Origin of the sequence: Streptomyces sp. YIM 121038 (genome assembly GCF_006088715.1) — a bacterium.
Classification (GTDB): domain Bacteria; phylum Actinomycetota; class Actinomycetes; order Streptomycetales; family Streptomycetaceae; genus Streptomyces.
In genome coordinates, this window is sequence record NZ_CP030771.1 from 3,562,923 (window position 1) to 3,586,702 (window position 23,780).

General features: G+C 73.1%; 17 protein-coding genes. 9 read left to right on the top strand and 8 right to left on the bottom strand.

The annotated features are described in order from the left end of the window. Window positions 1-34: 34 nt before the first annotated feature. Both C9F11_RS14815 and C9F11_RS14820 read left to right on the top strand, forming a co-directional pair. Window positions 35-1,441: an amino acid permease gene (locus C9F11_RS14815; protein ID WP_138959740.1), complete on the top strand. Its 1,407-nt coding sequence runs from the start codon at window positions 35-37 to the stop codon at window positions 1,439-1,441. 231 nt (window positions 1,442-1,672) lie between these two features. After that, window positions 1,673-2,323: a superoxide dismutase gene (locus tag C9F11_RS14820; protein WP_138959741.1), complete on the top strand. Its 651-nt coding sequence runs from the start codon at window positions 1,673-1,675 to the stop codon at window positions 2,321-2,323. Window positions 2,324-2,449: 126 nt separating this feature from the next. Here the strand turns inward: C9F11_RS14820 and C9F11_RS14825 are convergent, their stop codons facing one another. Then, window positions 2,450-3,106 (bottom strand): DsbA family protein, encoded by a 657-nt coding sequence (locus C9F11_RS14825; RefSeq protein WP_138959742.1) that lies wholly within the window; start codon window positions 3,104-3,106, stop codon window positions 2,450-2,452. Between the two features lie 147 nt (window positions 3,107-3,253). Here C9F11_RS14825 and pepN point away from each other — a divergent pair, with 147 nt between their 5' ends. Then, window positions 3,254-5,833, top strand: coding sequence for an aminopeptidase N (pepN, locus tag C9F11_RS14830; protein WP_138959743.1), 2,580 nt, complete (start codon window positions 3,254-3,256; stop codon window positions 5,831-5,833). A 66-nt stretch (window positions 5,834-5,899) separates the two neighbouring features. Here pepN and C9F11_RS14835 read toward each other — a convergent pair whose 3' ends face one another. Next, a complete protein-coding gene (locus C9F11_RS14835) occupies window positions 5,900-6,976 on the bottom strand; it encodes a S1 family peptidase (protein WP_138959744.1) in 1,077 nt (358 codons plus the stop codon). A 310-nt stretch (window positions 6,977-7,286) separates the two neighbouring features. Here C9F11_RS14835 and C9F11_RS14840 point away from each other — a divergent pair, with 310 nt between their 5' ends. Beyond that, window positions 7,287-8,354, top strand: a complete 1,068-nt coding sequence (locus tag C9F11_RS14840; protein WP_138959745.1) for a hypothetical protein — start codon at window positions 7,287-7,289, stop codon at window positions 8,352-8,354. Between the two features lie 138 nt (window positions 8,355-8,492). Here C9F11_RS14840 and C9F11_RS14845 read toward each other — a convergent pair whose 3' ends face one another. The 3 genes from C9F11_RS14845 to C9F11_RS14855 form a co-directional block, all read right to left on the bottom strand. Beyond that, the gene (locus C9F11_RS14845; RefSeq protein ID WP_138959746.1) at window positions 8,493-9,662 is read right to left on the bottom strand and encodes a serine hydrolase domain-containing protein; all 1,170 of its coding nucleotides are present in this window, start codon (window positions 9,660-9,662) and stop codon (window positions 8,493-8,495) included. 119 nt (window positions 9,663-9,781) lie between these two features. After that, window positions 9,782-11,533, bottom strand: coding sequence for a TIGR03767 family metallophosphoesterase (locus C9F11_RS14850; RefSeq protein ID WP_138959747.1), 1,752 nt, complete (start codon window positions 11,531-11,533; stop codon window positions 9,782-9,784). 267 nt (window positions 11,534-11,800) lie between these two features. Further along, complete coding sequence (locus C9F11_RS14855) at window positions 11,801-12,355, bottom strand: CGNR zinc finger domain-containing protein (protein ID WP_138959748.1); 555 nt, start codon at window positions 12,353-12,355, stop codon at window positions 11,801-11,803. A 156-nt stretch (window positions 12,356-12,511) separates the two neighbouring features. Between C9F11_RS14855 and C9F11_RS14860 the strand changes: the two genes are divergently transcribed. From C9F11_RS14860 to C9F11_RS14875, 4 genes are all read left to right on the top strand, one after another. Continuing rightward, the gene (locus C9F11_RS14860; RefSeq protein ID WP_138959749.1) at window positions 12,512-12,967 is read left to right on the top strand and encodes a VOC family protein; all 456 of its coding nucleotides are present in this window, start codon (window positions 12,512-12,514) and stop codon (window positions 12,965-12,967) included. A gap of 52 nt (window positions 12,968-13,019) precedes the next feature. Continuing rightward, window positions 13,020-13,904 (top strand): pyridoxamine 5'-phosphate oxidase family protein, encoded by an 885-nt coding sequence (locus tag C9F11_RS14865; protein WP_138959750.1) that lies wholly within the window; start codon window positions 13,020-13,022, stop codon window positions 13,902-13,904. Between the two features lie 56 nt (window positions 13,905-13,960). Continuing rightward, window positions 13,961-14,407 carry an NUDIX hydrolase gene (locus C9F11_RS14870; protein ID WP_138959751.1) on the top strand — a complete coding sequence of 149 codons (447 nt, stop codon included), beginning with the start codon at window positions 13,961-13,963 and terminating at the stop codon, window positions 14,405-14,407. 545 nt (window positions 14,408-14,952) lie between these two features. Further along, on the top strand, window positions 14,953-18,252 hold the full coding sequence (locus C9F11_RS14875; protein WP_138959752.1) for a S8 family serine peptidase: 3,300 nt from the start codon (window positions 14,953-14,955) through the stop codon (window positions 18,250-18,252). 118 nt (window positions 18,253-18,370) lie between these two features. On the opposite strand, the gene C9F11_RS14880 is transcribed toward C9F11_RS14875, so the two are convergent. From C9F11_RS14880 to C9F11_RS14890, 3 genes are all read right to left on the bottom strand, one after another. After that, window positions 18,371-19,867: a M28 family metallopeptidase gene (locus tag C9F11_RS14880; RefSeq protein WP_138959753.1), complete on the bottom strand. Its 1,497-nt coding sequence runs from the start codon at window positions 19,865-19,867 to the stop codon at window positions 18,371-18,373. Window positions 19,868-20,092: 225 nt separating this feature from the next. Further along, window positions 20,093-20,911, bottom strand: a complete 819-nt coding sequence (locus C9F11_RS14885; protein ID WP_249401739.1) for a hypothetical protein — start codon at window positions 20,909-20,911, stop codon at window positions 20,093-20,095. Then, window positions 20,908-21,453 (bottom strand): sigma-70 family RNA polymerase sigma factor, encoded by a 546-nt coding sequence (locus C9F11_RS14890; protein ID WP_249402178.1) that lies wholly within the window; start codon window positions 21,451-21,453, stop codon window positions 20,908-20,910. The genes C9F11_RS14885 and C9F11_RS14890 overlap by 4 nt, the downstream gene beginning before the upstream one ends. A gap of 232 nt (window positions 21,454-21,685) precedes the next feature. Between C9F11_RS14890 and C9F11_RS49925 the strand changes: the two genes are divergently transcribed. Continuing rightward, entirely contained in the window at window positions 21,686-23,755 is a 2,070-nt protein-coding gene (locus tag C9F11_RS49925; RefSeq protein WP_346347273.1) for a TerD family protein, read from the top strand. The last annotated feature ends 25 nt before the right edge of the window (window positions 23,756-23,780 follow it).

Here is a 23,780-nt window from a genome sequence, read left to right on the forward strand (position 1 = left end):
CCTTCCGTCTCCCCGCTAGCGAACAGGGACGCCCATGTCTCAGACGTCCGTGAAAGACGCACCACCCCAGGCCGACGCCCCCCTCGGACACGGCCTCAAGCAGCGTCATCTGTCGATGATCGCCCTCGGCGGCGTCATCGGCGCCGGGCTCTTCGTGGGCTCCGGGAAGGCCATCGCCGCCGCGGGGCCCTCGATCATCCTGGCCTACTCGCTGTCCGGCGCCCTGGTCATGCTCGTCATGCGCATGCTGGGCGAGATGGCGGCGGCCAACCCCGCGTCCGGCTCCTTCTCCGTGCACGCCGAGCGGGCCCTCGGCCCCTGGGCCGGGTTCACGGCGGGCTGGTCCTTCTGGTTCCTGCTCTGCGTGGCCGTCGGCCTCGAGGGCATCGGCGCCGCACAGATCGTGCACGGCTGGGTGCCCGGCGTGCCCGAGTGGGCCTGGGTCGCCCTCTTCATGCTGATGTTCTGCGCCACGAACCTCGCGGCCGTGAAGAACTTCGGCGAGTTCGAGTTCTGGTTCGCCGCCCTGAAGATCACCGCGATCGTCCTCTTCCTCGCCATCGGCGTGCTGGCGATCCTCGGCTGGCTCCCCGACACCGACGCGCCGGGCACCGCCAACCTCACCGGGCACGGCGGCTTCATGCCCAACGGCGTGGACGGCCTCATCGTGGGCCTGCTCGCCTCCGTCTTCGCCTACGGCGGCCTGGAGACGGTCACCATCGCGGCCGCCGAGTCCGAGCACCCCGTCCAGGGCGTGGCCAAGGCCGTGCGCACCGCGATGTGGCGGATCGCCATCTTCTACATCGGCTCCATGGCCGTCGTCGTGACGCTGCTCCCCTGGACCTCCGACGAGGTCGCCACCAAGGGCCCGTACGTCGCCACGCTCGACCACCTCGGCATCGACGGCGCGGGCCAGATCATGAACGTCGTCATCCTGGTCGCCCTGCTCTCCGCGATGAACGCCAACATCTACGGCGCCTCCCGCATGGCCAACTCGCTCGTGCAGCGCGGCCAGGGCCCGAAGGCCCTGGGGCGGCTCTTCAACGGCGTGCCGCGGATCGCGGTCCTCACCTCGTCGGTCTTCGGCTTCCTGTGCGTGCTGCTCAGCTACTGGCGGCCCGACGACATCTTCCAGTGGCTGCTCAACACCATCGGCGCGATCATCCTCGTCGTCTGGTTCTTCATCGCCGCCGCCCAGCTGCGGCTGCGCAAGAAGCTGGAGCGCGAGGCCCCCGAGACGCTCGTCGTGAAGATGTGGCTCTTCCCCTGGCTGACGTACGTGGCGCTCGCCGGGATGGCCACGGTGTTCGTCCTGATGGCCCGCGAGGAGGAGACCCGTACGCAGCTGTACTACACGGGCGGCCTGACGCTGCTCCTGATGGTCGTGGGCTTCGTACGGCAGAAGATGGCGGAGGGCCGCGAGACGGCGCCGAGCGCCTGATCCGACGCGCCCCGCCGACGGCCGGAGGCCCGGTCCACATGCGTGGACCGGGCCTCCGGCCGTTCCCGCTCCCGGGCGCGCCGGGGCTCGCGACCTAGGGCCAAGGGCTGATCAACTTCCGGCGCCTCCTGCTGCTAGCCTGCACTTGCACATAGGTCGCAATAAGAGGTGCGCCGCGGCACCGGGCGATACGGCACGGTCCCCCGCGGAGCACGGTCGGAGGGCTCACTGATGGCCATTTACACGCTCCCTGAACTTCCGTACGACTACGCGGCGCTGGAGCCGGTGATCAACCCGCAGATCATCGAGCTGCACCACGACAAGCACCACGCCGCATACGTGAAGGGCGCGAACGACACCCTGGAGCAGCTGGCGGAGGCCCGCGACAAGGACGCGTGGGGCGCCGTCAACGGCCTGGAGAAGAACCTGGCCTTCCACCTCTCCGGGCACATCCTGCACAGCATCTACTGGCACAACATGAACAGCCCCAAGGACGGCGGCGGCGGTGAGCCCACCCACGCCGACGGTGTGGGCGAGCTCGCGGACGCCATCACCGAGTCCTTCGGCTCCTTCGCCAAGTTCAAGGCGCAGCTGACGAAGGCCTCGGCGACGACGCAGGGTTCGGGCTGGGGCGTGCTCGCCTACGAGCCGCTCAGCAACCGCCTGATCGTCGAGCAGATCTACGACCACCAGGGCAACGTCGGCCAGGGCTCGACGCCGATCCTGGTCTTCGACGCCTGGGAGCACGCCTTCTACCTGCAGTACAAGAACCAGAAGGTGGACTTCATCGAGGCGATGTGGCAGGTCGTCAACTGGCAGGACGTGGCCAAGCGCTACGAGGCCGCCAAGCAGCGCGTGAACAGCCTGCTGCTGGCCCCCTGACGCCGCCTCCTCCCGATACGTCCTGCCTCGTGATCGTCTTCTCAACCTTCGCGTCGGCAGGCGGATGGACGAAGGGCCCCCGCGAGGACGTGACTCGCGGGGGCCCTTCGCCTCGGTCCTCGGCACTCAGTCGAAGATGGGGCCCTGCGTCCTCGTGCGCTTGATCTCGTAGAAGCCCGGGGTCGAGGCCACGAGCAGGGTGCCGTCCCAGAGCCTGGCCGCGGCCTCGCCCTTGGGGGCGGGGGTGACGACCGGGCCGAAGAAGGCGATCTGCTCGCCGTCGGCGCCGGGGACGGCGATGACGGGCGTGCCGACCTCCTGGCCGACCTTCTCGATGCCCTCGTTGTGGGAGGCGCGCAGCTCGGCCTCGTACGGGGTCTCGTCCCAGTGGCCGAGGAGGGACTCGGGCAGGCCGACGTCCTTCAGGGCGCCGGCGACGGCCTCCTTGGTGGGGCCCTCGCCCTGGTTGTGGATGCGGGTGCCGAGCGCGGTGTAGAGGTCGCCGAGCACCTGCGCGCCGTGCTCCTGCTGGGCGGCGATGACCACGCGGACCGGGCCCCAGGCCTTGGTCGCCAGCATCTCGCGGTACTCCTCGGGCAGCTCGTCGAGCTTGTTCTCGTTGAGCACGGCGAGGCTCATCACGTGCCAGCTGACCTCGATGTCACGGACCTTCTCGACCTCCAGGACCCAGCGGGAGGTCATCCAGGCCCAGGGGCAGAGCGGGTCGAACCAGAAGTCGACGGGGGTCTTGCCGTTCTCGGTGGTCGCAGAGGACGCGGACATGTCTCTCCCTAGGGAATGTGTGCGAAGCCTGGCCAGGGCAACGTCGGGGGTGTGGCAGGGCATTCCCGGATGTCCGCCGACCGGGGCACGTGCGAGGATCAGAGGCATTCGAACGAGAGTCATGCGAGCCACGAGGGAGTGCCGCCCGTGCCCGGTGAGAATCTGTCCCGCGACGAGGCCCAGGAGCGGGCCGCGCTGTTGTCCGTCGACGGGTACGAGGTCTTCCTCGACCTGCGGTCGGCGGTCGGCGACAGCCAGGAAGGCGACACCACGCCGCGCACCTTCCGCTCCGTCACGACGATCCGCTTCCGCTGCGCCGAGCCGGGCGCGGCGAGCTTCGCGGACCTGGTCGCCCCGAGCGTCACGGCCGTCTCGCTGAACGGCAAGGACCTCGACCCGTCCGAGGTCTTCGACGGCAGCCGCATCGCGCTGGAGGACCTGCGCGAGGAGAACGAGCTGGTGGTGGACGCCCAGTGCGCCTACAGCCGCACCGGCGAGGGCATGCACCGCTTCGTCGACCCGGAGGACGGCGAGGTCTATCTCTACACGCAGTACGAGCCCGCGGACTCCCGCCGCGTGTTCGCGAACTTCGAGCAGCCCGACCTGAAGGCCCCCTTCCGCTTCTCCGCACGGGCCCCCGAGGGGTGGACGGTGTGGAGCAACGGCGCGGGCGAGCAGGTGGACGGGGTCTGGCAGTTCGCCGAGACCAAGCCCATCTCGACGTACATCACGGCGGTCGTCGCGGGCCCGTACCACTACGTGACCGACTCCTACGAGCGCGTCTTCGAGGACGGCACCCGGCTGGAGATCCCCCTCGGCGCGATGTGCCGCAAGGGCCTGGCCAAGCACTTCGACGCGGACGACGTCTTCCTGGTCACCAAGCAGGGCCTGGACTTCTTCCACGACCACTTCGACTTCCCCTACCCCTTCGGGAAGTACGACCAGGCCTTCGTGCCGGAGTACAACCTGGGCGCGATGGAGAACCCGGGCTGTGTGACCTTCCGCGAGGAGTTCATCTTCCGCGGCAAGGTGACCCAGGCGTCGTACGAGCGCCGGGCGAACGTCATCCTGCACGAGATGGCGCACATGTGGTTCGGCGACCTGGTCACCATGCGCTGGTGGGACGACCTGTGGCTGAAGGAGTCCTTCGCCGACTTCATGGGCTCCTTCTCGATGGTCGAGGCGACCCGGTTCACCAACGGCTGGATCACCTTCGCCAACAACCGCAAGGCGTGGGCGTACCGCGCGGACCAGTTGCCCTCCACCCACCCGGTCACGGCCGACATCCGCGACCTGGAGGACGCCAAGCTGAACTTCGACGGGATCACGTACGCCAAGGGCGCCTCCGTCCTCAAGCAGCTCGTGGCGTACGCGGGCCGCGACGCCTTCCTGGAGGGCGCCCGGCGCTACTTCAAGCGGCACGCGTACGGCAACACCCGCCTCGGTGACCTGCTCTCGGTCCTGGAGGAGACCAGCGGGCGCGACCTGGCGGCCTGGTCGCGGGCCTGGCTGGAGACGGCGGGGGTCAACTCCCTCACCCCGCAGGTCACCCTGAGCGCGGAGGGCCGCGTCACGGAGCTCGCCGTCGTCCAGGAGGCGGCCGAGAGCCACCCGACCCTGCGCCCGCACCGCGTGGCCGTGGGCCTGTACCGCCGCTCGGACACGGGCGACCTCGTGCGGTACGCCCGCGCGGAGGTGGACGTCGAGGGCCCGCGCACCGCGGTCGCGGAGCTCGTCGGCGCCGAGGCCCCCGAGCTCGTCCTGGTCAACGACGACGACCTGACGTACTGCAAGATCCGCTTCGACGAGACCTCGCTCGCCACCCTGCGCGAGCGCCTGGGCGACCTCACCGACCCCCTCGCCCGCGCCCTGTGCTGGTCGGCGCTGTGGAACCTCACGCGGGACGGGCTCATGCCCGCGCGGGACTTCGTCGGCCTCGTGCTGCGGTTCGCCGGGCGCGAGACGGACATCGGCGTGCTCCAGATGCTGCACGCCTGGGCGGGCACGGCCCACACGCACTACGCCGCGCCCGGCTGGCGCGAGGAGGGCGGGCGGCTGCTCGCCGAGGGCGCGCTGCGGGAGCTCAGGATCGCCGAGCCGGGCAGCCAGCACCAGCTGACGTGGGCGCGGTTCTTCGCCTCCGTGGCCTCCTCGGACGCCGACCTCCAGCTCCTCCAGGGCCTGTTGGACGGCACCGCGAAGATCGACGGCCTGGAGGTGGACCAGGAGCTGCGCTGGGCGTTCCAGCTGCCGCTCGCGGTGCACGGGGTGGCGGACGAGCGGGCGCTCGCGGCCGAGCTCTCCCGCGACGACACGGCGTCCGGCAAGCGCCACCAGGTCCGCTGCCTGGCCGCGCGGCCGTCGGCGGCGGTCAAGGCGCAGGCCTGGGCCTCCGTGGTGGAGTCGGACGCGCTGTCCAACGCCCTGGTGGAGGCGACGATCTCGGGCTTCGCCCAGCCCTCGCAGCGGGCGCTCGTCGCCGAGTACGCCCCGAAGTACTTCGCCGCCATCGAGCGGGTCTGGGCGGAGCGGTCCATCCAGATCGGCATGGACGTGGTGCGGGGCCTGTTCCCACACCTCCAGGACAGCCCGGAGACGGTGGCCGCGGCCGACGCGTGGCTCTCCGCGCACGAGTCGGCCCCGCCGGCCCTGCGCCGCCTCGTCCTGGAGGCCCGCGACGACCTGGCCCGGGCCCTGCGCGCCCAGGCCTGCGACGGCACTGCCTGACCGCACCCCCGAAGGGCTGGGGCCGCAGCGGTGCGGCCCCAGCCCGGAGGACCGGGAGACCGGGCGTCAGCCGATCTGCGCTCCATAGCGCGAGAGCGCGTCCACGACGGGCGCGAAGTAGGTCCGGCCGCCGCTGGAGCAGTTGCCGCTGCCGCCGGAGGTGAGACCGAGCGCGCTGGTGCCCGCGAACATCGAGCCCCCGCTGTCACCGGGCTCAGCACAGACGTTGGTCTGGATCAGACCGTTGACCGTGCCCTGGGGGTAGGAGACCGACGCGTTGAGCCGCTGCACGCTGCCGCCGTGCACCTGGGTGGTGGAGCCGCTGCGCTGTACCTGCTCGCCGACCACGGCCTGGCGGGCCCCGGTGATCTGCTGGGAGCCGCCGTTGTAGAGGTTGACCTCGCTCGGGTGGGCGACGTTCGCGGTGTACTTCACGATGGCGTCGTCGCGCCCGGGGAAGCCGTAGTCCTCGACCTGGGCGATCACGGGCCCGCCCCGGGTCTCGGACCAGCTGGTGCCCGCGAGGGAGGCGCAGTGGCCCGCGGTGAGGAAGTAGGGCTGGCCGCCCTTGACGACGTTGAAGCCCAGCGAACAGCGGCCGCTGGAGCTCCAGATGGCGTCGCCGCCGCGGATGAGGGGCTGGAACTTCCCCGCGGTGCGCTCCAGGACCGCCTTGCCGTCCTGGGCCGCCACGCGCTGCTTCAGCCGGTCGAGGGCGGCGCCCCTGACCGTGGAGTCGGCCGTGACGACCACCTTGTTGAGGACCGGGTCCGTGGCGCGTGCCGTGCCGGGCACCGCGCGCTCGCCCAGGGCCCGCTGGACGGCGTCCAGTTGGGCCTGGGAGTGGGCGACCGTCCGCGGCTCGGCTCCGGCGGCGCGGACCCGGTCGGCCGCGGCCTCGTCGAGGACGTTGACGACGAGCTTCTTGGCGGGGGCGTCGTAGTAGGCGCCCGCGGTGCCGGTGGGGAAGCCGTCGGTCAGGGAGTCGGCGAGCCTGCCCGCCGCGGTGGCGCCGACGGCCTTCGGAGTGGGGTCCTGGGCCGCCGAGCTGGTGGTCGCCGCGGTGAGGGTGCCCGCGACCAGGGCGGCGACGCCGATGCCGGTGAGGACGAGGCGCCGTGTGGTTGCTCGTGGGGGTGTCACTCAGTACCTCCATGGGGGGATGGAGCCGTCCAAGTCGGATGCGGCTCCGGGGAGTTACCGGTTCCTGGCACGGACCGCCGACGGGTTACGTCGCGTTCATGCCAAGCATCGCGCCGAGTATGACGACGGGGCCGACCGCCCACAAGGGGGTGGCGCGGGAAAGCGGACGCACTCCGTCCCCGCCGCGCGCCCCCCGAACCGCACCTTTTCGGTCCTCGAACTCCCGTACTTTAGGACGGGCTTGTCCGGTTTTGTCGACGGGACTGTAACAGCGGTTAGGGGGCGGACCGGCACCGGGAATGGCCACGGCATGAACCACAACACCCCGCTCTCCCCCCGCCCCCTGCGCCACCTCGCCGACGTCCAGCGCCGCGTCCTGAGCACGGCCCAGCTGCGCGCGCACGGCGTCGGCGCCGCCGAGGTCAGCGCGCACTGCCGCCCCGGCGGCCCCTGGCAGCAGCTCCTGCCGGGGGTCCATCTGCTCCACCCGGGCCCGCCCACCAGCGAGGAACGGCTGCACGGCGTGCTGCTCTACGCCGGGCGGCCCCCGGCCAAGGAGTCCCGGGCGATCCCCGCGCAGCCGCGGCCCGGCGAGCCGCACGCGGGCTACGCCGACGCGATGATCACCGGGCTCGCCGCCCTCACCCTGCACCGCTTCTCCTCCGCGCCGCCGCTGCTCTCCCTGGACCGGATCGACGTCCTGGTCCCGCGCACCCGGCGGCTGCGTTCGACCGGCTGCGCCCGCCTCGTCCGGGCGCACACGCTGCCCACACCGCTGCAGATCACCGGCGTACCGGTGGCGCCGGTGGCGCGGGCGCTCGCCGACGCCGTCGCCCATCTCGCCGAGGCGCGCGCGGTGCGGCGGCTGCTCACCGAGGCGGTGCGCGGCGGGCACTGCGAACCGGCCGCCCTGGTGGCCGAGTTGAACCGGGCGCGGCTGCTGGGCCGTCCGCACGTGGTGGACGCCGTGGACTCGCTGCTCGCCGAGGGCCGCGCGATCGCCGAGGACCGGCTGCACGCCCTCGTCCATGACCACGGGCTCCCCGATCCGCTGTGGAACGTGGATCTGCGCCTTCCGGGCGGGCCGCACCTGGGCGGCGTCGACGCGTACTGGCCCGAGCAGGCCGTGGCCGTGGAGCTGGACACGCGGGCGCCGCGGCACGGCCGCACGGGACGCAAGGAGTGGGAGGACGACGAGCAGTGGTCCGAATACGCCCGCAAGCGCGAGCACTTGGAGCGGCTCGGCGTCACCGTCGTCCACATCACCCCGAAGAAGCTGCGGGACGCCCCCGACCAGCAGGCGGCGGTCGTCCTGACGGCCCTGATGGCCTCCTGCGACCGGGATCCGGCGGCGTACATCGTGGTCCTGCCCAGATAGCCCGGCCGCCCGTGCCCGCGGGGCACGGGGCGGGCCCGCGAGGGGGGTGCGGGGGCGGAGCTCCGGACGGCGGGGCTCCGCCCCCGCACGGGTGCGGCCTACGGGGCTCCGCCCCCGCGCGGGTGCGGACGGCGGCGGTCAGGCGCCGCAGAACTCCGCGGCCAGGATCCGGTCCTGGCCGCCCGCCCGGTCGCCGTTGAAGTTGAACGTCAGGGCGTGCCCGCCGTCGGCCGTGGCCAGGGACAGGGACAGCGAGCCGTGGATGCCGCCGCCGTGGCCCCAGAGGACCGTGCCGCAGGGCAGTTCGAGCCGCAGCAGGCCGAGGCCGTAGCGGCCGCCCGCGCCCTCCTTCCCCCGGGCGAGGACCGTCCTCTTCATCGCGGCGAGCTGCTCGGGCGGCAGCAGCTCGCCGCGGAGCAGGGCCGCGTAGAAGCGGTTCAGGTCCGCCGCGTCCGAGATCAGCTCGCCCGCGGCGCCCGCCACGGACGGGTTCAGCTCGGTCACGTCGTACGTCCTGCTCCCGGCGGCGCCGGAGAGCTTGGAGTACGCGCGCGAGCTGGGCCGGGGCAGGGTGGGCGTCGTGCCGGGCACGGAGGTGGCGCGCAGGCGCAGGGGAGTGATGACGCGGTCGCGGATCTCGTCCGCGTAGGACCGGCCCGTGACCTTCTCGATGACCATTCCGGCGACGACGTAGTTGGTGTTGGAGTACGCCCAGCCCCGGCCGGGGGCGAAGTCCGGCGCGTGGCGCGTCGCGAGCGCGACCAGGGCCGCCGGCCGCCAGGTGCGGTGGCGGTGCGCGAAGAACTCCGGGGTGGTGAGCCGTCGGCGGACGTCCGGGTCCTCGCTGTAGTCGTGGATGCCGCTGGTGTGGTTGAGGAGCTGCCGGACGCTGATCCGGTCGCCGTTGTGGCCGTTGCCCTCGATCACGCCGGGCAGCCACGCGCCCACCGTGTCGTCGAGGTCGAGCCTGCCCTCGGCCTCCAGCTGGAGCAGCACGGTCGCCACGAACGTCTTGGTGACGCTGGCCGCGCGGAACCGGTCGTGCGCGCCGCGCGGGGTGCCCCGCCGCAGGTCGCCGACGCCCGCGGCGCCGCTCCACGGGCCGTGCCGGTCCCGTGCGTGGGCCGTCACGCCGGGGACGCCGCCGCGGACGGCGGCCGCCAGGGCGGCCCGGGTCCCGCGGTGGTCCCGGTCCGTGCCGGGCGTCGCGGCCGCGGGGGCGGTCAGGGCCCCCGCCACCGCCACGACCAGGGCTGCCGCCGCCACGCACCCCTTGCGCACCGGGGTGAGCCGTCTCCGCACCGCCATGGGTCACTGTCCCTTCGCCCGCTTCGCCCGTACGTCCGCCCGTTACGCAGGGCAGAACTCCTCCCCGGCCGGGAAGTCACGGCCGGGGCGGTCGGGCGGGGCGGTCGGGCGGGGCCGGGTCAGCGCTTGCGGAGGACGAGTTCCGTGTTGCGGTCGCCCGGTGCGCCGCCGAGGGCGGGCTTGGCGCCCGGGGCGTTGAAGGCCAGCTCGCGGTAGAGCGCGGCGAGTCCGGTCTGGGAGAGGTCGGCGAAGTCCGTGCGGTGCGGGGCCGCCGACTCGATCAGGGTGGTGAACAGGGACAGCGTGCCGTCGTGGTTGTCGACCAGCTCGATCACGCGCGCGAGCTGCGGGAAGTCCACGTGCGAGGCGGTGGAGACCTCCCAGAGCGAGCCGTGCGGGGTGATGGCGTTCTTGTGGCTGTGGCCGTTCACCCAGGCCAGGACGGAGCGGTGGCGGCGCAGCAGCGCGAGCACCTCGTCGCCGCCGTGCCGGGCCTCGCGCGGGTGGTGCGGATCGGTGACCAGATTGCGCATGGTGCGGCTGGTGTGGTGGCTGAAGACGATGACGTACGAGGCGTCGCCGCTACGCTCGACGGCCTTCAGGGTCCGCTCCAGCCAGCGCAGTTGGGCGGTGCCGAGCGAGCCCTCGTAGTGGCCGCCCGGGTCGGTGGTGTCCAGGCTGATGCCGAGGACGTCGTCGGTGATGCGGAAGGCGTAGTACTGCGTGCGGTGCGCCAGGTTCTCCTGGGTGTAGCCGTGGCCGACGGGTCCGCGGCCCGCGTGCGCCGGGTCGAGGTGGGCGCGGAGGTACTCGGCGGGGGTGAAGGGGGCGCGCGCCGCGTCCGGGGTCACGGACCGCATGCGCCGCTTCTCGGCCCGCAGCACCTCCTTGAAGTGGGCGCCCTTGGGGTCCTGCCCCTTCTTGACGGCCTTCCACAGGGCGGCGCCGCGCGCCGCGTCCAGGGACATCAGCTTCCGGCCGCCGACGGCGAGGTCGGCGAAGTACGAGTCGCCGGGGGCGTAGCACCCACCGGGCAGGGCGTCGTGGTTGCCGACGGTGGAGTACCAGGGAAGGTTCAGGCCCGGGCTGTTGACCTGCCGGATCGCGGCGTCGAGGAAGCCGTCCAGCTGCGGGAAGCCGACGCGCTTGTCGGCGTCGCGCAGCGCGGCGTCGGGGTGCCAGTACAGCTTCAGACCGCTGTTCTGCACGCCTTCGTAGTGGCGCGGGTCGCCGGAGTTGGGGGTGACGCGGCCGCCGCTCATCACCTTGAGGAACCAGTCGAGTTCGGTGCGGGAGTTGTTGTCCGTGTTGTCGCCGGTCGTCATCACGAAGTGCAGGGGCGCGCCGGTGGCGGGCGCGCCGCGCAGCGCGTTGACCCGCTCGACGAGCGAGACCGCGCCCGCCACGGACAGGGCCTCCTGCGGCCGCCAGGCGCTCGCCGTCTGGGCGCGCAGGTACTCGTACCGCAGCGGATGCTGTACGTCGACCAGGTGCAGGTCCGTGAACTGCACGAACGCGGCCAGCGCGGTGCGGCGCGCCTCCCGGCCCCGGTGGGCCGGGGCGAGGTCGGCGCGGACCACGCGCGGCCAGGCCGGTCCTTCGCCCAGGCGCCGGAAGCCGGAGGTCCCCCGGGGCGCGGCCGCCGAGTGGAGGGTGGTGCCCGCGCGGTAGGGGGCGAGCGGGGCGGCGGGTGCGGGGCGGGACACCGCGACCGGGCCGCGCTGGGCGGCGGCCGCCTTCCCGTGGCCTCCCGGCCCCACGGCGTACCCGACGCCCGCGGACAGGGACACCGCGCCCGTCGCGGCGAGGAACGCCCGGCGGTTGACGGCGGCGGTCGTGACGGCGGTGGCGACAGAGCGTATGCGCGACATGGCGCGTCTCCCCGAGTGCGAACGCGTCGGCAGTGGTCGCGGGGAGGTCCGGACCGTGGCCGTCCGGTGCGCTCCCCGCTCGTACTGGATCGTTGGCAGCGGGGGTGGCCTGCGCGTTAACGTCGCCACAACGGGTGACGCCGATCACCGTAAGTGGATCTGAGGGGCACCCTGCGTGTGCATGCGCATCTCTCCGGGCGGAGGCGCGCCGGTCACGCGCCGTTCACTTCCCGGGGTAGGGGGCGCGCCGCGGGGTCAGGGTCAGGGTCAGGGGCGGGTGCGGGCGTAGTGGCGTGAGGCCTTCGCGCGGTTGCCGCAGACGGCCATGCTGCACCAGCGCCGCGTGCCGTTGCGCGAGGTGTCGAAGAAGTGCAGGACGCACGCCTCGTGGGCGCAGCCGCGGATCCGGTCGGGCGCGGCGGACAGCAGGTCGAGGTAGTCGCGCGCGGCGAGCCAGGCGGGCCCCCAGGCCGGGTCGGCGAACTCCGGTTCCTCGGCGGGGCCTTCGGGGGTGAGCCGGGCGCGGATCCGGCCGTGGGCGAGCACCGCGTCGAGGCGGGCGACCGCCGTCGCGTCGCCGCCCGGCTTGCCCGGCAGGTCGACGAGTCCGGCGAGGGCGTCGCGGGCGGCGAGGACGTTCCGCAGCGTCCGCGCGTCGGCGGCGAAACGCGCGTCGAGGCCGTTCGCGGCGAGCCAGACGGCGAGTCCCCCGGGGGCGGCGAGCAGGTCCTCGCGGGCGCCGTCGTGCATCCAGCGGGTGTTGAGCAGGTCCAGGGAGAGGGGCTCGCCGGTGAGCGGGCGGGGGTCGTGGGCGGCGGGCATGGGCTCTCCCTTCAGAGCTAACCAGTCAAGAGTACGTGAGCGGTTGACGCTCTCGATCACTAACCACTAATCTAACTTTCAACGGTTAGCCGATCCGGCGCGGAGGACCGACAACTCCCCCGTGCCGCCGGACGGAAGCACCCACAGGGGAGAGTCATGACCACGATCAGCGCACCGCCCACCGGCCACATCGGCCTGAACGTCACCGACCTGGACCGCTCGCTCGCCTTCTACCGGGACGTCATGGGCTTCGAGGTGACCGGCGAGGGCGCCGACGACGGCCGCCGCTACGCCTTCCTCGGCCGCGAGGGCACCCTCGCGCTCACGCTGTGGCAGCAGGCGAGCGGCGCGTACGACTCCGGGCGCGCGGGCCTGCACCACCTGTCGTTCGAGGTGGAGTCCGTCGACGTCGTCCGCGACTACGAGCGCGATCTGCGGGCCCGCGGCGTGGAGTTCGCGTACGACGGCGTCGTGCCGCACGGCGAGGGCGCGGCGTCCGGCGGGATCTTCTTCCACGACCCGGACGGCACCCGCCTGGAGATCTACACCCGGTCCGGCGCCGACACCGGCGCGGCCCCCTCGGGCTCGGCGCCGACCTGCGGCTTCTTCTAGGAGCCTCGCCCCCGCTCCCCCGCTATCCCGAGCCCCTAAGGAGGGCAGCGCCGTGACCGAGCACGATCCCTACCACCCCGGCTCGCGCGCCGTGCAGGACCGTGTGGGCGTGCGCGCGCTCGCCGACCACGTCGGGCGGTCCATCGGCCCGGGCATCCGCCCGGTCGCCGCCGCGTTCCTCGCGCTCCAGCCGATGCTGGTCGTCGGCGGGCGGGACCCGGACAGCGGGCGGGTGTGGGCGTCGCCGCTCACCGGCGACCCCGGCTTCGTCCGCGCCACCGGGGCGCACCAGGTGTCCGTGGCGGGCGGGGCCGGGGCGGGCGATCCGCTCGCCACCGCGCTCGGCCGCCCCGGCACGCCCGTCGGCACGATCGCCCTCGACCCGCGCACCCGGCGCCGCATGCGGCTCAACGGGCGGGCCCGGCCGACGCCGCGCGGCCTCGCGATCGAGGCGGACCAGGTGTTCTCCAACTGCCCCAAGCACCTCCAGCGGCGGCAGCTGGTCGGCGGGCGGCGCGACGGGGCCCCGCAGGCGACCCGCGTCACCTCCGAACTGACCGCAGGACAGCGGCGGTTCGTCGCCGCCGCCGACACCTTCTTCATCGCCACCGTGCGGGACGGCGGCGCGGACGCCAGCCACCGGGGCGGCAACCCCGGCTTCGTCCGGGTCCTCTCCCCGACCGAGCTGAGCTGGCCCGACTACGCGGGCAACGCCATGTTCCTCACCCTGGGCAACCTCACCGCCGACCCCGGCGCCGGGCTGCTCTTCCTCGACTGGACCAGCGGCACCGCGCTCCAGCTCACCGGCACCGCCACCACCGCGTACGGGCCCGACGGCGAGCGCACCGTCCGCTTCAGCGTCGACGAGGCCGTCGAGACCGCCGGGGCCAGCCCGTGGACCTGGTCCGCGCCGGAGTACTCCCCCGCCAACCCGTGATCGGCAGTTGGGTAACAGACCGTGCCTTGCCGGTGTACGCGGTCTAACGTCAGCGAATGCACAAGGAGCTCCGGGTGGCGGCCTACGCCGTATGCGTACGGGACGGATCGGTGCTGCTCGCCCGCTGGGTCGCGGGGGACGGCAGCAAGCGCTGGACGCTCCCCGGGGGTGGCATGGACCACGGCGAGGACCCCTACGACACGGTGATCCGCGAGGTCGACGAGGAGACGGGGTACGCCGTGGAGCCCGTCGTGCTGCTCGGCGTCGACTCGCTGCGGCGGCGGTATCCGCGGCGGCTCGGGGCGGTCGCCGACTTCCACGGGGTGCGGCTCGTGTACGAGGGGCGGGTGGTCGGGGGGGCGCTGCGCCACGAGACGTCGGGGTCGACGGACCTGGCGGCTTGGCACGCGCTGGACTCCGTCCCGGGGCTGGACCGGGTGAGCCTGGTGGACGTGGGGCTCGGGCTGTGGCGTGGCCGCCCGGCCAGCGGACACCTCGCCTGACCCCTGGGTCCTGAACCGGTCCCCACCGCTACCGCGGCGGGGTTTCCTCCCACCGCCCCCACCCGTTTCCACCCCAGCGCCCCGGCCCGGCCCCGACCTCGCGGCTTTCCCCGCCGTCTTCGGCCGCCCGCCGCTACCGCGGCGGGATTTCCCCCACCCGCCCACCCGTTTCCACCCCAGCCACCCGGCCCGGCCCCGACCTCGCGGCTTTCCCGCCGTGCCCGGTGGACACGTTCAGCCCGTCCGGCGTTTGAGGACGAGGCGCGGAGCGCCGACAGAGCGGGGGCACGGGGGCGGCAGCCCCCGGATCGGGAAGGGGCGGGTCTGGGGCGCGCCGCGTGGAGCCGGTGGGGGCAAGTCCCGTTATGGGGCGTGTTGTTCCGTGTGGCGTATGGCGGAAGTACGCCACCGCGTAACCCCGGGGCAGGCAGGGCTCCCCAAAAAGGCACCCCTTACGTAAAGCTGAGCGGTCATCCGGCCCCGATTTCCGGACCGCTTTGGCCACTTCGAACCTGACCACTTCGAATTCACGTACAGGGATGTAGATGACCCGCGAAGCACAGCACTCCACCGAGGACGCACCGGGCGCGAGACGCACCGCCCGCCTCGCCACCGCGATAGCCGTGGCCGCCGCCCTGACCGCGGCGGCCCCGCTCCCCCTGGCCTTCGCCGACGACACGCCCGCCCCGGCCCCCAAGTCCGCCGCCGCCAAGCTGGGCGCCGCCGACGCGGAGCTGCTCGCGGACGCGAAGGCGGACGGGGACAAGACCGTCACGATGATGGTCGCGACCCAGCCCGGCGCGACCGAGCAGGTCGCCAAGCAGCTGGACGCCGTCGAGGGCGGCTCGGTGGGCCGCACGTACGACAAGCTCGGCTACGTCCGCGCCTCCGTGCCGACCGCGAAGGCCGACGCCGCGATCAAGGCGGCGAGCAAGCTCACCACGGTGCACGGCATCGACCTGCGCCAGGAGATCGAGCTGGACGACCCGAAGCCGCAGAGCGCGAAGGGGGCCGGGCCCGCCGCGGGCGCCGACGCCTACCCCGCGCCCGGCAAGGACACGCCCGCCAAGAACCCGTACAACCCGTCCTTCGAGACGGGCGCCGTGGACTTCGTGAAGAAGAACCCGAAGGCCGACGGACGCGGGATCACCATCGGCGTCCTCGACTCGGGCGTCGACCTCGGGCACCCGGCGCTGCAGAAGACCACCACCGGCGAGCGCAAGATCACCGACTGGGTGACGGCCACCGACCCGATCGTGGACGGCGACGGCACCTGGCGGCGGATGACGAACCCGGTCAGCGGTCCGGCCTTCACGTGGGACGGGGACACGTGGAAGGCGCCTTCGGGGTCCTTCCAGATCAGCCGGTTCCGCGAGGCCGCCACCGCGGGCGGCGACGCCAAGGGCGACCTCAACCGGGACGGCGACACGACCGACACCTGGGGCGTGCTGTACGACCCCGCCGCCGGCACCGTCCGCGTCGACCTGAACGACAACAAGGACTTCACCGACGACAAGCCGATGAAGCCCTACGGCGACAAGCACCAGGTCGCCTACTTCGGCAAGGACGACCCGGCCACCGACGTCGCCGAGCGCGTGCCGTTCGTCGTGGAGATCCGCAAGGACGTCCCGACGGACCCCTACGGCGGTGACTGGGTCGGCAAGAAGGCCGACTTCGTGAACATCGGCCTCATCGAGTCCGAGCACGGCACGCACGTCGCGGGCATCACGGCCGCCAACAAGCTGTTCGGCGGCAAGATGAGCGGCGCCGCGCCCGGCGCCAAGATCGTCTCCTCGCGCGCCTGCACCTGGTCCGGCGGCTGCACCAACGTGGCCCTGACCGAGGGCATGATCGACCTCGTCACCAAGCGCGGCGTCGACATCGTCAACATGTCCATCGGCGGTCTGCCCGCGCTGAACGACGGCAACAACGCCCGTGCCGAGCTGTACAAGCGCCTCATCGACACCTACGGCGTGCAGCTGGTCATCTCGGCGGGCAACGAGGGCCCCGGCGCCAACACCATCGGCGACCCCGGGCTCGCCGACCACGTCATCTCCGTGGGCGCGGCCATCTCCAAGGAGACCTGGGCCGCCAACTACGGCTCCGAGGTGACGAAGAAGTACGGCATGTTCAACTTCTCCTCGCGCGGGCCGCGTGAGGACGGCGGCTTCCAGCCGCTGATCACCGCGCCGGGCTCGGCCATCAACACCACGCAGACCTGGCTGCCCGGCGGCCCGGTCGCCGAGGCGGGCTACAAGCTCCCGGCCGGCTACTCGATGCTGAACGGCACGTCGATGTCGTCGCCGCAGGCGGCGGGCTCCGCCGCGCTGCTGCTCAGCGCCGCCAAGCAGCAGCGGATCGACCTCACCCCGGCGAAGCTGCGCACCGCGCTCACCTCGACCGCCGACCGCATCCCCGGCGTCCAGGCCTATGCGCAGGGCACCGGCCGGATGGACGTCCTGGGTGCCTGGGACGCCATCAAGAGCGGCGCCAAGGCGCACGAGTACACCGTGAAGGCGCCCGTCGACACGGCCCTGGACCAGGAGCTGAAGAAGCCCGGCACCGGTCTGTACGACCGTGAGGGCGGCCTGAAGGCGGGCGAGAAGAAGACCTACAAGGTCACCCTCACCCGGACCACCGGGCCGCGCGGGCCCGTGCGGCACGAGCTGAAGTTCGCGAACAACCACGAGAAGACGTTCCGGCTCGTCGGCCCCTCCGAGATCCTGCTGACCCGCGACAAGCCGGTCACGGTCAAGGTGGAGGCCGCGCCGCGGTCGGCGGGCGTCTCCAGCGCCCGTCTCACCGTGAACGACAAGCGCACGCCCGGCATCGACCACCAGATCATGACGACCGTGGTGGTCTCCAAGGAGCTGGCCAAGCCGAAGTTCACGTACACGGCGAAGGGCTCGGTGCAGCGCAACGGCACCACGTCGCACTTCGTGACGGTCCCCAAGGGCACCAAGACCCTTGAGGTCGCCCTCGGCGGGCTCGCGGACAAGAGCCAGACGCGCTTCATCTCCGTGCACCCCTACGGCCTGCCGTCGGAGGAGACGTCCTCGCTCGTCTGCTACCCGAACTTCCCGAACCCGGACAACACCTGCCGTCCCGACCTGCGGTCGTACAAGAACCCGACGCCGGGCGTCTGGGAGATCGAGGTCGAGTCGCGGCGCACGTCGCCGGTGCTCGACAACCCCTACCGCCTCGACGTGTCCGCGCTCGGCGTGTCCTTCGCCCCGGCGCCGCAGCAGGTCGACGACGCCAAGGTCGGGCGGCCGACCCCGGTCACCTGGAAGGCGACGAACGACTACGCCGCGGTGGACGGCAAGCTGAAGGGCGGCTCGCTGGGCTCGGCCGCCACCGCGCGGCCCACCATCAAGCAGGGCCAGAAGCAGACCACCACGGTCGTCGTGCCCGAGGGCGCCGAGCGCCTGGACGCCGCGATCGGCTCCACCGCGGACGCCCGCGCCGACCTCGACCTCGCGGTCCTCAAGGACGGCCGGGTCGTCGCGCAGTCGGCGGACGGCGACTCGGACGAGTCGGTGAGCATCGCCAAGCCCGCGCCGGGGACGTACACGATCGAGGTCGCGGGCTACTCCATCCCGACCGGCCAGACCGCGTACGACTACCGTGACGTGTTCTTCTCCGCGTCGCTCGGCCAGGTCAAGGTCGACGAGGCCAAGCCGGTGAAGCTCGCCAACGGCGAGTCCGCCACCGTCGCGGCCGAGCTCGTCGCGGGCACGCCCGCCGCCTCGGGCCGGGTGCTGTTCGGCGAGGTCAACCTCCTGAACGCGCGCGGCACCGTCGCGGGCGCCGGCACCGTGACGGTCGCGAAGGTCACCGAGTAACCGGTACTCACCGAGCAACCGGTACGGAGACCGTCCGCGGCACGGCATGCGGAAGGGGCGGGCACCTGGTCCAGGTGCCCGCCCCGTTCTCGTGCGTGCGGCGGTGCCGCGCGGGGGATCAGCGCTTGAGCGAGCCGAGGTCCTGCGCGTAGGTGCCGACCGCGTTCGCGATGACGTCGACGTTCACGTCGAAGACCTTGCGGTCGATGTTCTTCAGGGTGTCGCCCTTGCCGTGGTAGTTCGGGTCGTAGGGCTGGCCGGCCTTGCCGCCCGCCTTCGCCGCCTGCTCCTCGGTCTTGAGGCCCTCGGCGCCGGTGAAGGTGCCGCCCGCGGGGATGCCCTCGGCGATGAAGGGGCCGTAGTCGGAGCGGCCGTCGAAGTCGGTGCCCCAGTGCGGGACCTTCTTCTTGTCGAGGAAGCCGTTGATCAGCTTCTCGATCTGGGCGGAGCCCTTCGGGCCCGGGCCGGAGCCGACGCCGTCGGAGTTGTCGCCGTCGTAGACGAGTTCGGCCGCGTTCGGCGAGCCGATCATGTCGAAGTTCAGGTACAGCTTGATGTTCTTCTTCTGCTTGGCCGTCAGCGACTTGACGTAGTGGTCGGAGCCGAGCAGGCCGAGCTCCTCGGCGGACCACCAGGAGAAGCGGACCTTGTTGTTGAGCTTCGTGCCGCCCTTGGTCGCCTTGGCGAGCTTCTCGGCGACCTCGATCAGACCGGCGGAGCCGGAGCCGTTGTCGTTGATGCCGGGGCCCTCGGGCACGGAGTCCAGGTGGGCGCCGAGGCCGACGACGCGGTCGGCGCGGCCGCCGCGGGTCTCCGCGATGACGTTGCGGGTCTTGTGCGGGACGGCCTTGGTGGCGACGTCCAGGGAGACCTTCACCTCGCCCTGGGCGATCTGCTTGGCGAGCGCCTCGCCCTCGGCCAGGGTGATGCCCGCGGCCGGGATGTGCGCGTTGTCCGGGGTCTCCAGGTTGCCGTGGACGGGCTTGTCGCCGGAGTGGTTGTACAGGATGAGGCCGATGGCGCCCGCCTTGGCCGCGGCGGCCTCCTTCTCGGCGAAGGTGCAGGAGCCGCGCTTCACCAGGGCGATCTTGCCGGTGAAGGTGTCCGAGGCGTAGTCGTCGGCCTCGCAGCCGGGGGTGTCGTCGACGCGGGCGGCCGCGAGCGGCGCCTGGATGCCGCCCTCGGGCGTCGCCTTGCTGAAGTCGAAGGCCACCGCGTTGAGCTTGCGCGCCTCGGGCGACAGGACGGCCGCGCCCTCGCGCAGCGTCTCCGACTCGTAGAACGTGAAGTCCTGGTACGAGACCTTGTACCCGGCCTTCTTCAGGCGGTCGTGCACGTACGTGGTGGACGCCTTGTGGCCCTTGGTGCCCGCGGCGCGGTTGCCGCCGTTCTTGTCCGCTATCTCCTGGAACTTCTCCAGGTGGCGGTAGGCGCCCTTGCCGGAGGACTTCTCGACGAGCTTCTTGGCGAGCTTCTTCGCCTGCCGCTCCTGCGTGGTGGGGTGCGGCTTGTGGTCGGCCTGCGCGCCCGCCTGGGGTGCGGCGGCGAAGAGGACGGGGACGGCGACGGCCGCGGAGACGAGAGCGGCCGTCGCCCGGCTGCGGGGTGCGCGCACGGAGGTCCTTCCATGGGGGGTTCGGTGATCAGTGACGACCACTGCTGATCGCTGGTGATCATCAGTGATCGCGGTGGAAGGAAGTTAGCCCGGAAAAACCGCAGTTCAAAGGGTTTATCGCCGGGCGCAACAGCGCCTTCACCCAACTGTCACCGGAACTCAGCACTCCAGTCCGTGCCCCTCAGCACCCGGTTCCGTGCCCCTCAGCACCCGATTCCGTGCCCCTCAGCACTCCAGTCCGCGCGCCTTCGGCAGGGCGGCGAGGATCCAGCGGCGCTCCTTCGGGATGCCCTTGCCCGTCGTCCAGACGTCCGGCGAGGCCTCCCCCTCGGGGATGCCGATCAGGGCGTGGTCGCCCGCGCGCAGGGGTGGATCCGCGTTCACGTCCATCACGAACGTCACCTCCTCCGGCGCCTCGGCGGGCTTGTAGGCACGGGACACGTCCAGGGTGATCCGGTCCTGGCCGCCGCCCGGCAGCGTCTCCACGCTCTGTACGGTGCCCTCGACGATGAGGCGGGCACAGGCGACGTAACCCGCGGGCGACCCCTTTCCGTCCGCGTCCTGCTGGGGGCCGTCGTCGCCCGGCTCCCGGCGCTCGACCCCGGCGTCGGCGCCCGCGCCCGCCGACTTGTCGGCTCCGTCGTCCCCGGCGCCGAGGTCGGCCCGCGCGCCCAGCCACACCACGCCGCCCAGCAGGCCCGCCGCGGCCGTGGCGGCGAGGGCGAGCAGCGCGCGCCGCCGCACGGGCGCGCCCGGCCGCGGGCCGCGCACCGGCACCGGCCGCGGCGGCGCCTCCCCCGGGCCCCGCGCCAGGGCGTCCCCCACGGCCCGCAGCTGCTCCCGCAGCGCCGCCACGTCCGCGACCGCCGCCGCGTGCTCGGCCAGGAACCGCTCGTCGGCGCGCGCCGCCTCGGGCACGGGCTCGTCCGTGACCGCGAGCATCAGCGCGTCGGGGCCGTCGTAGCGCTCCCCGGGGGGCCCGCCCCGCGCGGCGCGGCCCTCGTGCCCGTCCTGCTCGTCGTACGCGCCGTGCGCCACGGTCACACCACCTCTTCCTTCTGCAGCCGCGTGCGCAGCATCCGTACGGCCGCGTGCAGCCTGCTCTTGACCGTGCCCTCCGGGATGCCGAGCTCGGCGGCGATGTCCCGCACCGGCAGGTCCGCGTAGAAGCGCAGGACGACGACCTGCCGCTGGCCGTCCGGCAGTTCGTCCAGGCCCTGCGCCACGGCCAGCGACAGGACGCGCGACTCGGCGCCGTCGTCCGCGGGCCGCTCCGGGCGCAGCGCGGCGAGCCGTTCGCCGAGCCGCTCCTGGCGGTGCCGGGCCCGGTGCCAGTCCACGGCCCAGTTCGAGGCGACGACCGCGGCCCAGGCGGACACGTTGCGCGGGGCCTGCTCCCCCTTCGCCGCCCGTTCCAGGAGCCGCAGCCTGACCTGCTGCACCCCGTCCTGGAGTTCGCCGTACGGCACCCCGCCGAGCGACAGGACGGCCCGGACGCGGGCCTCCTGGGCCGGGTCGAGCGGGTCCGCCGCCGGTGTGCGGCGGTCGGCCGCGTCGCGCGCCTGACGGCGTGGTTTTCCGCGCAGCAATGCCCCTCCCCCTCCTCCGTTTCCCCTACGACGCGGCAGCGGGGCGAATCGTTCGGCGGCCGGGGAGATGTCTCCGGCGGACCGGGACATCGCCTCCGGCGGGCCGGGGAACTCCCGGGACGGGGCGCGTCACCGCAGGTCAGCGGCGTGTCGGGGTGGTGTATCCGGAACCTCCTCCGCCACTTCTCCTCATCGACTTCACACTGTCTCCACTGACACGATGAGCCCCATGACGCACATCTCCAAGGGGGCCAACACCCCTGTCCCGGTGGCTCCGTTGCGGGTCGCGGTCTGCCGCTCGCAGGTGCCCGGGGCGCCCGTCGTCGACGCCTCCGCACTGCTCCTCGACGCGCGCGGCACGGTCCGGGGCGACGCCGACCTCGTCTTCTACAACCAGCCCGCGCACCCCTCCGGCGCGGTGCGGCACGCGGGCACGGCCGAGGGCGGCGGGCAGCTCGCCGAGTGGCTGGAGGTCGACCTGCCGCGGATCGAGCCGGACGTCCAGCGCGTGCTGATAGCCGGGTCCTGCGACGGCGGCACCTTCGGCGCGGTGCCCGGCCTGTACCTCCAGGCCATGACCGGTGACGGCGGCGTCGTCGCGCACTACGCCGTCACCGACGCGAGCACCGAGACGGCGTTCGTGCTCGGCGAGTTCTACCGGCGCGACGGGGGCTGGAAGTTCCGTGCGGTCGGGCAGGGCTACGCGTCCGGCCTCGCGGGCCTGGCGACGGACTTCGGCATCGCGGTGGAGCAGCCGGGTCCCGCGCCCGCGCCCGCACCGCAGCCGGTACAGCCCCCGCAGCCCCCGCAGCCGGTGCCCGTCCCGCAGCCGTCGTACGCGCCGGCCGTGCCCGCGGCCGGGCCCGCGCCCGCCGCGCCCCTGGGCCCCGAGTTCCACCCCTTCGCCCAGCAGGGCCACGGCAACGGCGTCGTCAGCGTCGACGCGCCGCTGCCGCCCGGCGCCGCGGTGCTCGTCGAGGCGTGGCAGCGCGGCGACGGCTACTTCGGCGTGACCACGCTCAACCGCCGCAACAAGGACGACGACCACCTCTTCAACAGCACCCTGGACGACTTCCGGGGCCGCGTGCTCGTCAAGGTCCCGCAGGGCCGCCCGCTGCGCCTGCGCGTGGAGGCCGACAACGAGTGGGGCGTACGCGTCCTGCCGCTCTCGGCGGCCCGCCCGCTCGGCCCCGGCGCGCTCCAGGGCTACGGCCCCGACGTGCTCGCGTACCACGGCACGGCCGCCGACCTCGACGTGGACTTCGCGGGCGACGAGGACGGCGGCGGCTACATCGGCCTGAAGAGCCACGACGCCACCAGGCTGCGCGACCTCGACGACTACGACCTGCTCGTCAACGACACCGACCGGCTGCGCCAGACCGTGCCGCTCACCGACGGGCCGCTGCTGCTCGCCCTGGAGGCCGACGGCCCCTGGCAGCTCAGCGCGCGCCCGCTGCCGGTCGTCGACCAGGCCGTCGCCCAGGCGACCGGCGCCTACTCCGGACGCGGCCGGGCCACGGTCACGCTGGTCAATCCGGCCCCCGGCCGCCCCGCCCTGCTCGACTACGCGATCGCGGGCGAGGACTCCTTCCTCGGGTACGAGGCGAAGCTGCTCGACGAGTACGACGACGAGGAGCAGTTCCTCAGCGGGCAGAACAACGGCGAGCGCGGCCGGACCCTGATCTTCCGCGACGGCGCCGCGCAGGTGCGCCTCAAGCTGGAGGGCACGGGCGACTGGAGCCTCAGGCTGCTGCCCGTCGAGCAGGCGCCGCCCCTGACCGGTCCCGCCGAGGGCGCGGGCAGCGCGGTGTTCCGCTACGCCGGGCCGCCCGCGCTGCTCGGCCTCGCCCGCACCGGCTCCGGCGACGAGCCCCTGAGTACCCGCACCGTCCAGGCGCACGGCCGCACGGTGATCTCCGCCGACACCTCGGGGCGCCGCCGCCCCGTCACCGGACCGCTGTGGGTCTCACCCGCGGGCCACGCCTACGTCCTGGTCAGCGCGGGCGACCACACCGCCTGGCGGATCGAGCCCGCCCCGGCCGCGAGCGCGCCCGCCCTCGGCAAGGGCGGGCGCGTGGAGGGGCAGGGCTACGGAGTCGTACGTCACACCGGTGCGGAAACCGAGATGATGCTCACCCACGAGGGCCGGGGCCTGATCGACCTCCTGGTCCTCTGGGAGCTCGACGAGCGGCTCGAACCGGTGCGGCGGATCAGCACCGCGGCGGGCCTGCAGCTGCTGCCCGGCGGCTACTTGCAGATCAGGACCAGCGGCCGCTGGGGCATCGAGCACCGGGGCTGAGCGCCCCGCGGGGCCGGGGGCGGCG

Coding starts and splice junctions, on each gene's coding strand:
- C9F11_RS14815 (WP_138959740.1), top strand. CDS start 35: ATGTCTCAGACGTCCGTGAAAGACGCACCACCCCAGGCCGACGCCCCC.
- C9F11_RS14820 (WP_138959741.1), top strand. CDS start 1,673: ATGGCCATTTACACGCTCCCTGAACTTCCGTACGACTACGCGGCGCTG.
- C9F11_RS14825 (WP_138959742.1), bottom strand. CDS start 3,106: ATGTCCGCGTCCTCTGCGACCACCGAGAACGGCAAGACCCCCGTCGAC.
- C9F11_RS14840 (WP_138959745.1), top strand. CDS start 7,287: ATGAACCACAACACCCCGCTCTCCCCCCGCCCCCTGCGCCACCTCGCC.
- C9F11_RS14845 (WP_138959746.1), bottom strand. CDS start 9,662: ATGGCGGTGCGGAGACGGCTCACCCCGGTGCGCAAGGGGTGCGTGGCG.
- C9F11_RS14850 (WP_138959747.1), bottom strand. CDS start 11,533: ATGTCGCGCATACGCTCTGTCGCCACCGCCGTCACGACCGCCGCCGTC.
- C9F11_RS14855 (WP_138959748.1), bottom strand. CDS start 12,355: ATGCCCGCCGCCCACGACCCCCGCCCGCTCACCGGCGAGCCCCTCTCC.
- C9F11_RS14860 (WP_138959749.1), top strand. CDS start 12,512: ATGACCACGATCAGCGCACCGCCCACCGGCCACATCGGCCTGAACGTC.
- C9F11_RS14870 (WP_138959751.1), top strand. CDS start 13,961: ATGCACAAGGAGCTCCGGGTGGCGGCCTACGCCGTATGCGTACGGGAC.
- C9F11_RS14875 (WP_138959752.1), top strand. CDS start 14,953: ATGACCCGCGAAGCACAGCACTCCACCGAGGACGCACCGGGCGCGAGA.
- C9F11_RS49925 (WP_346347273.1), top strand. CDS start 21,686: ATGACGCACATCTCCAAGGGGGCCAACACCCCTGTCCCGGTGGCTCCG.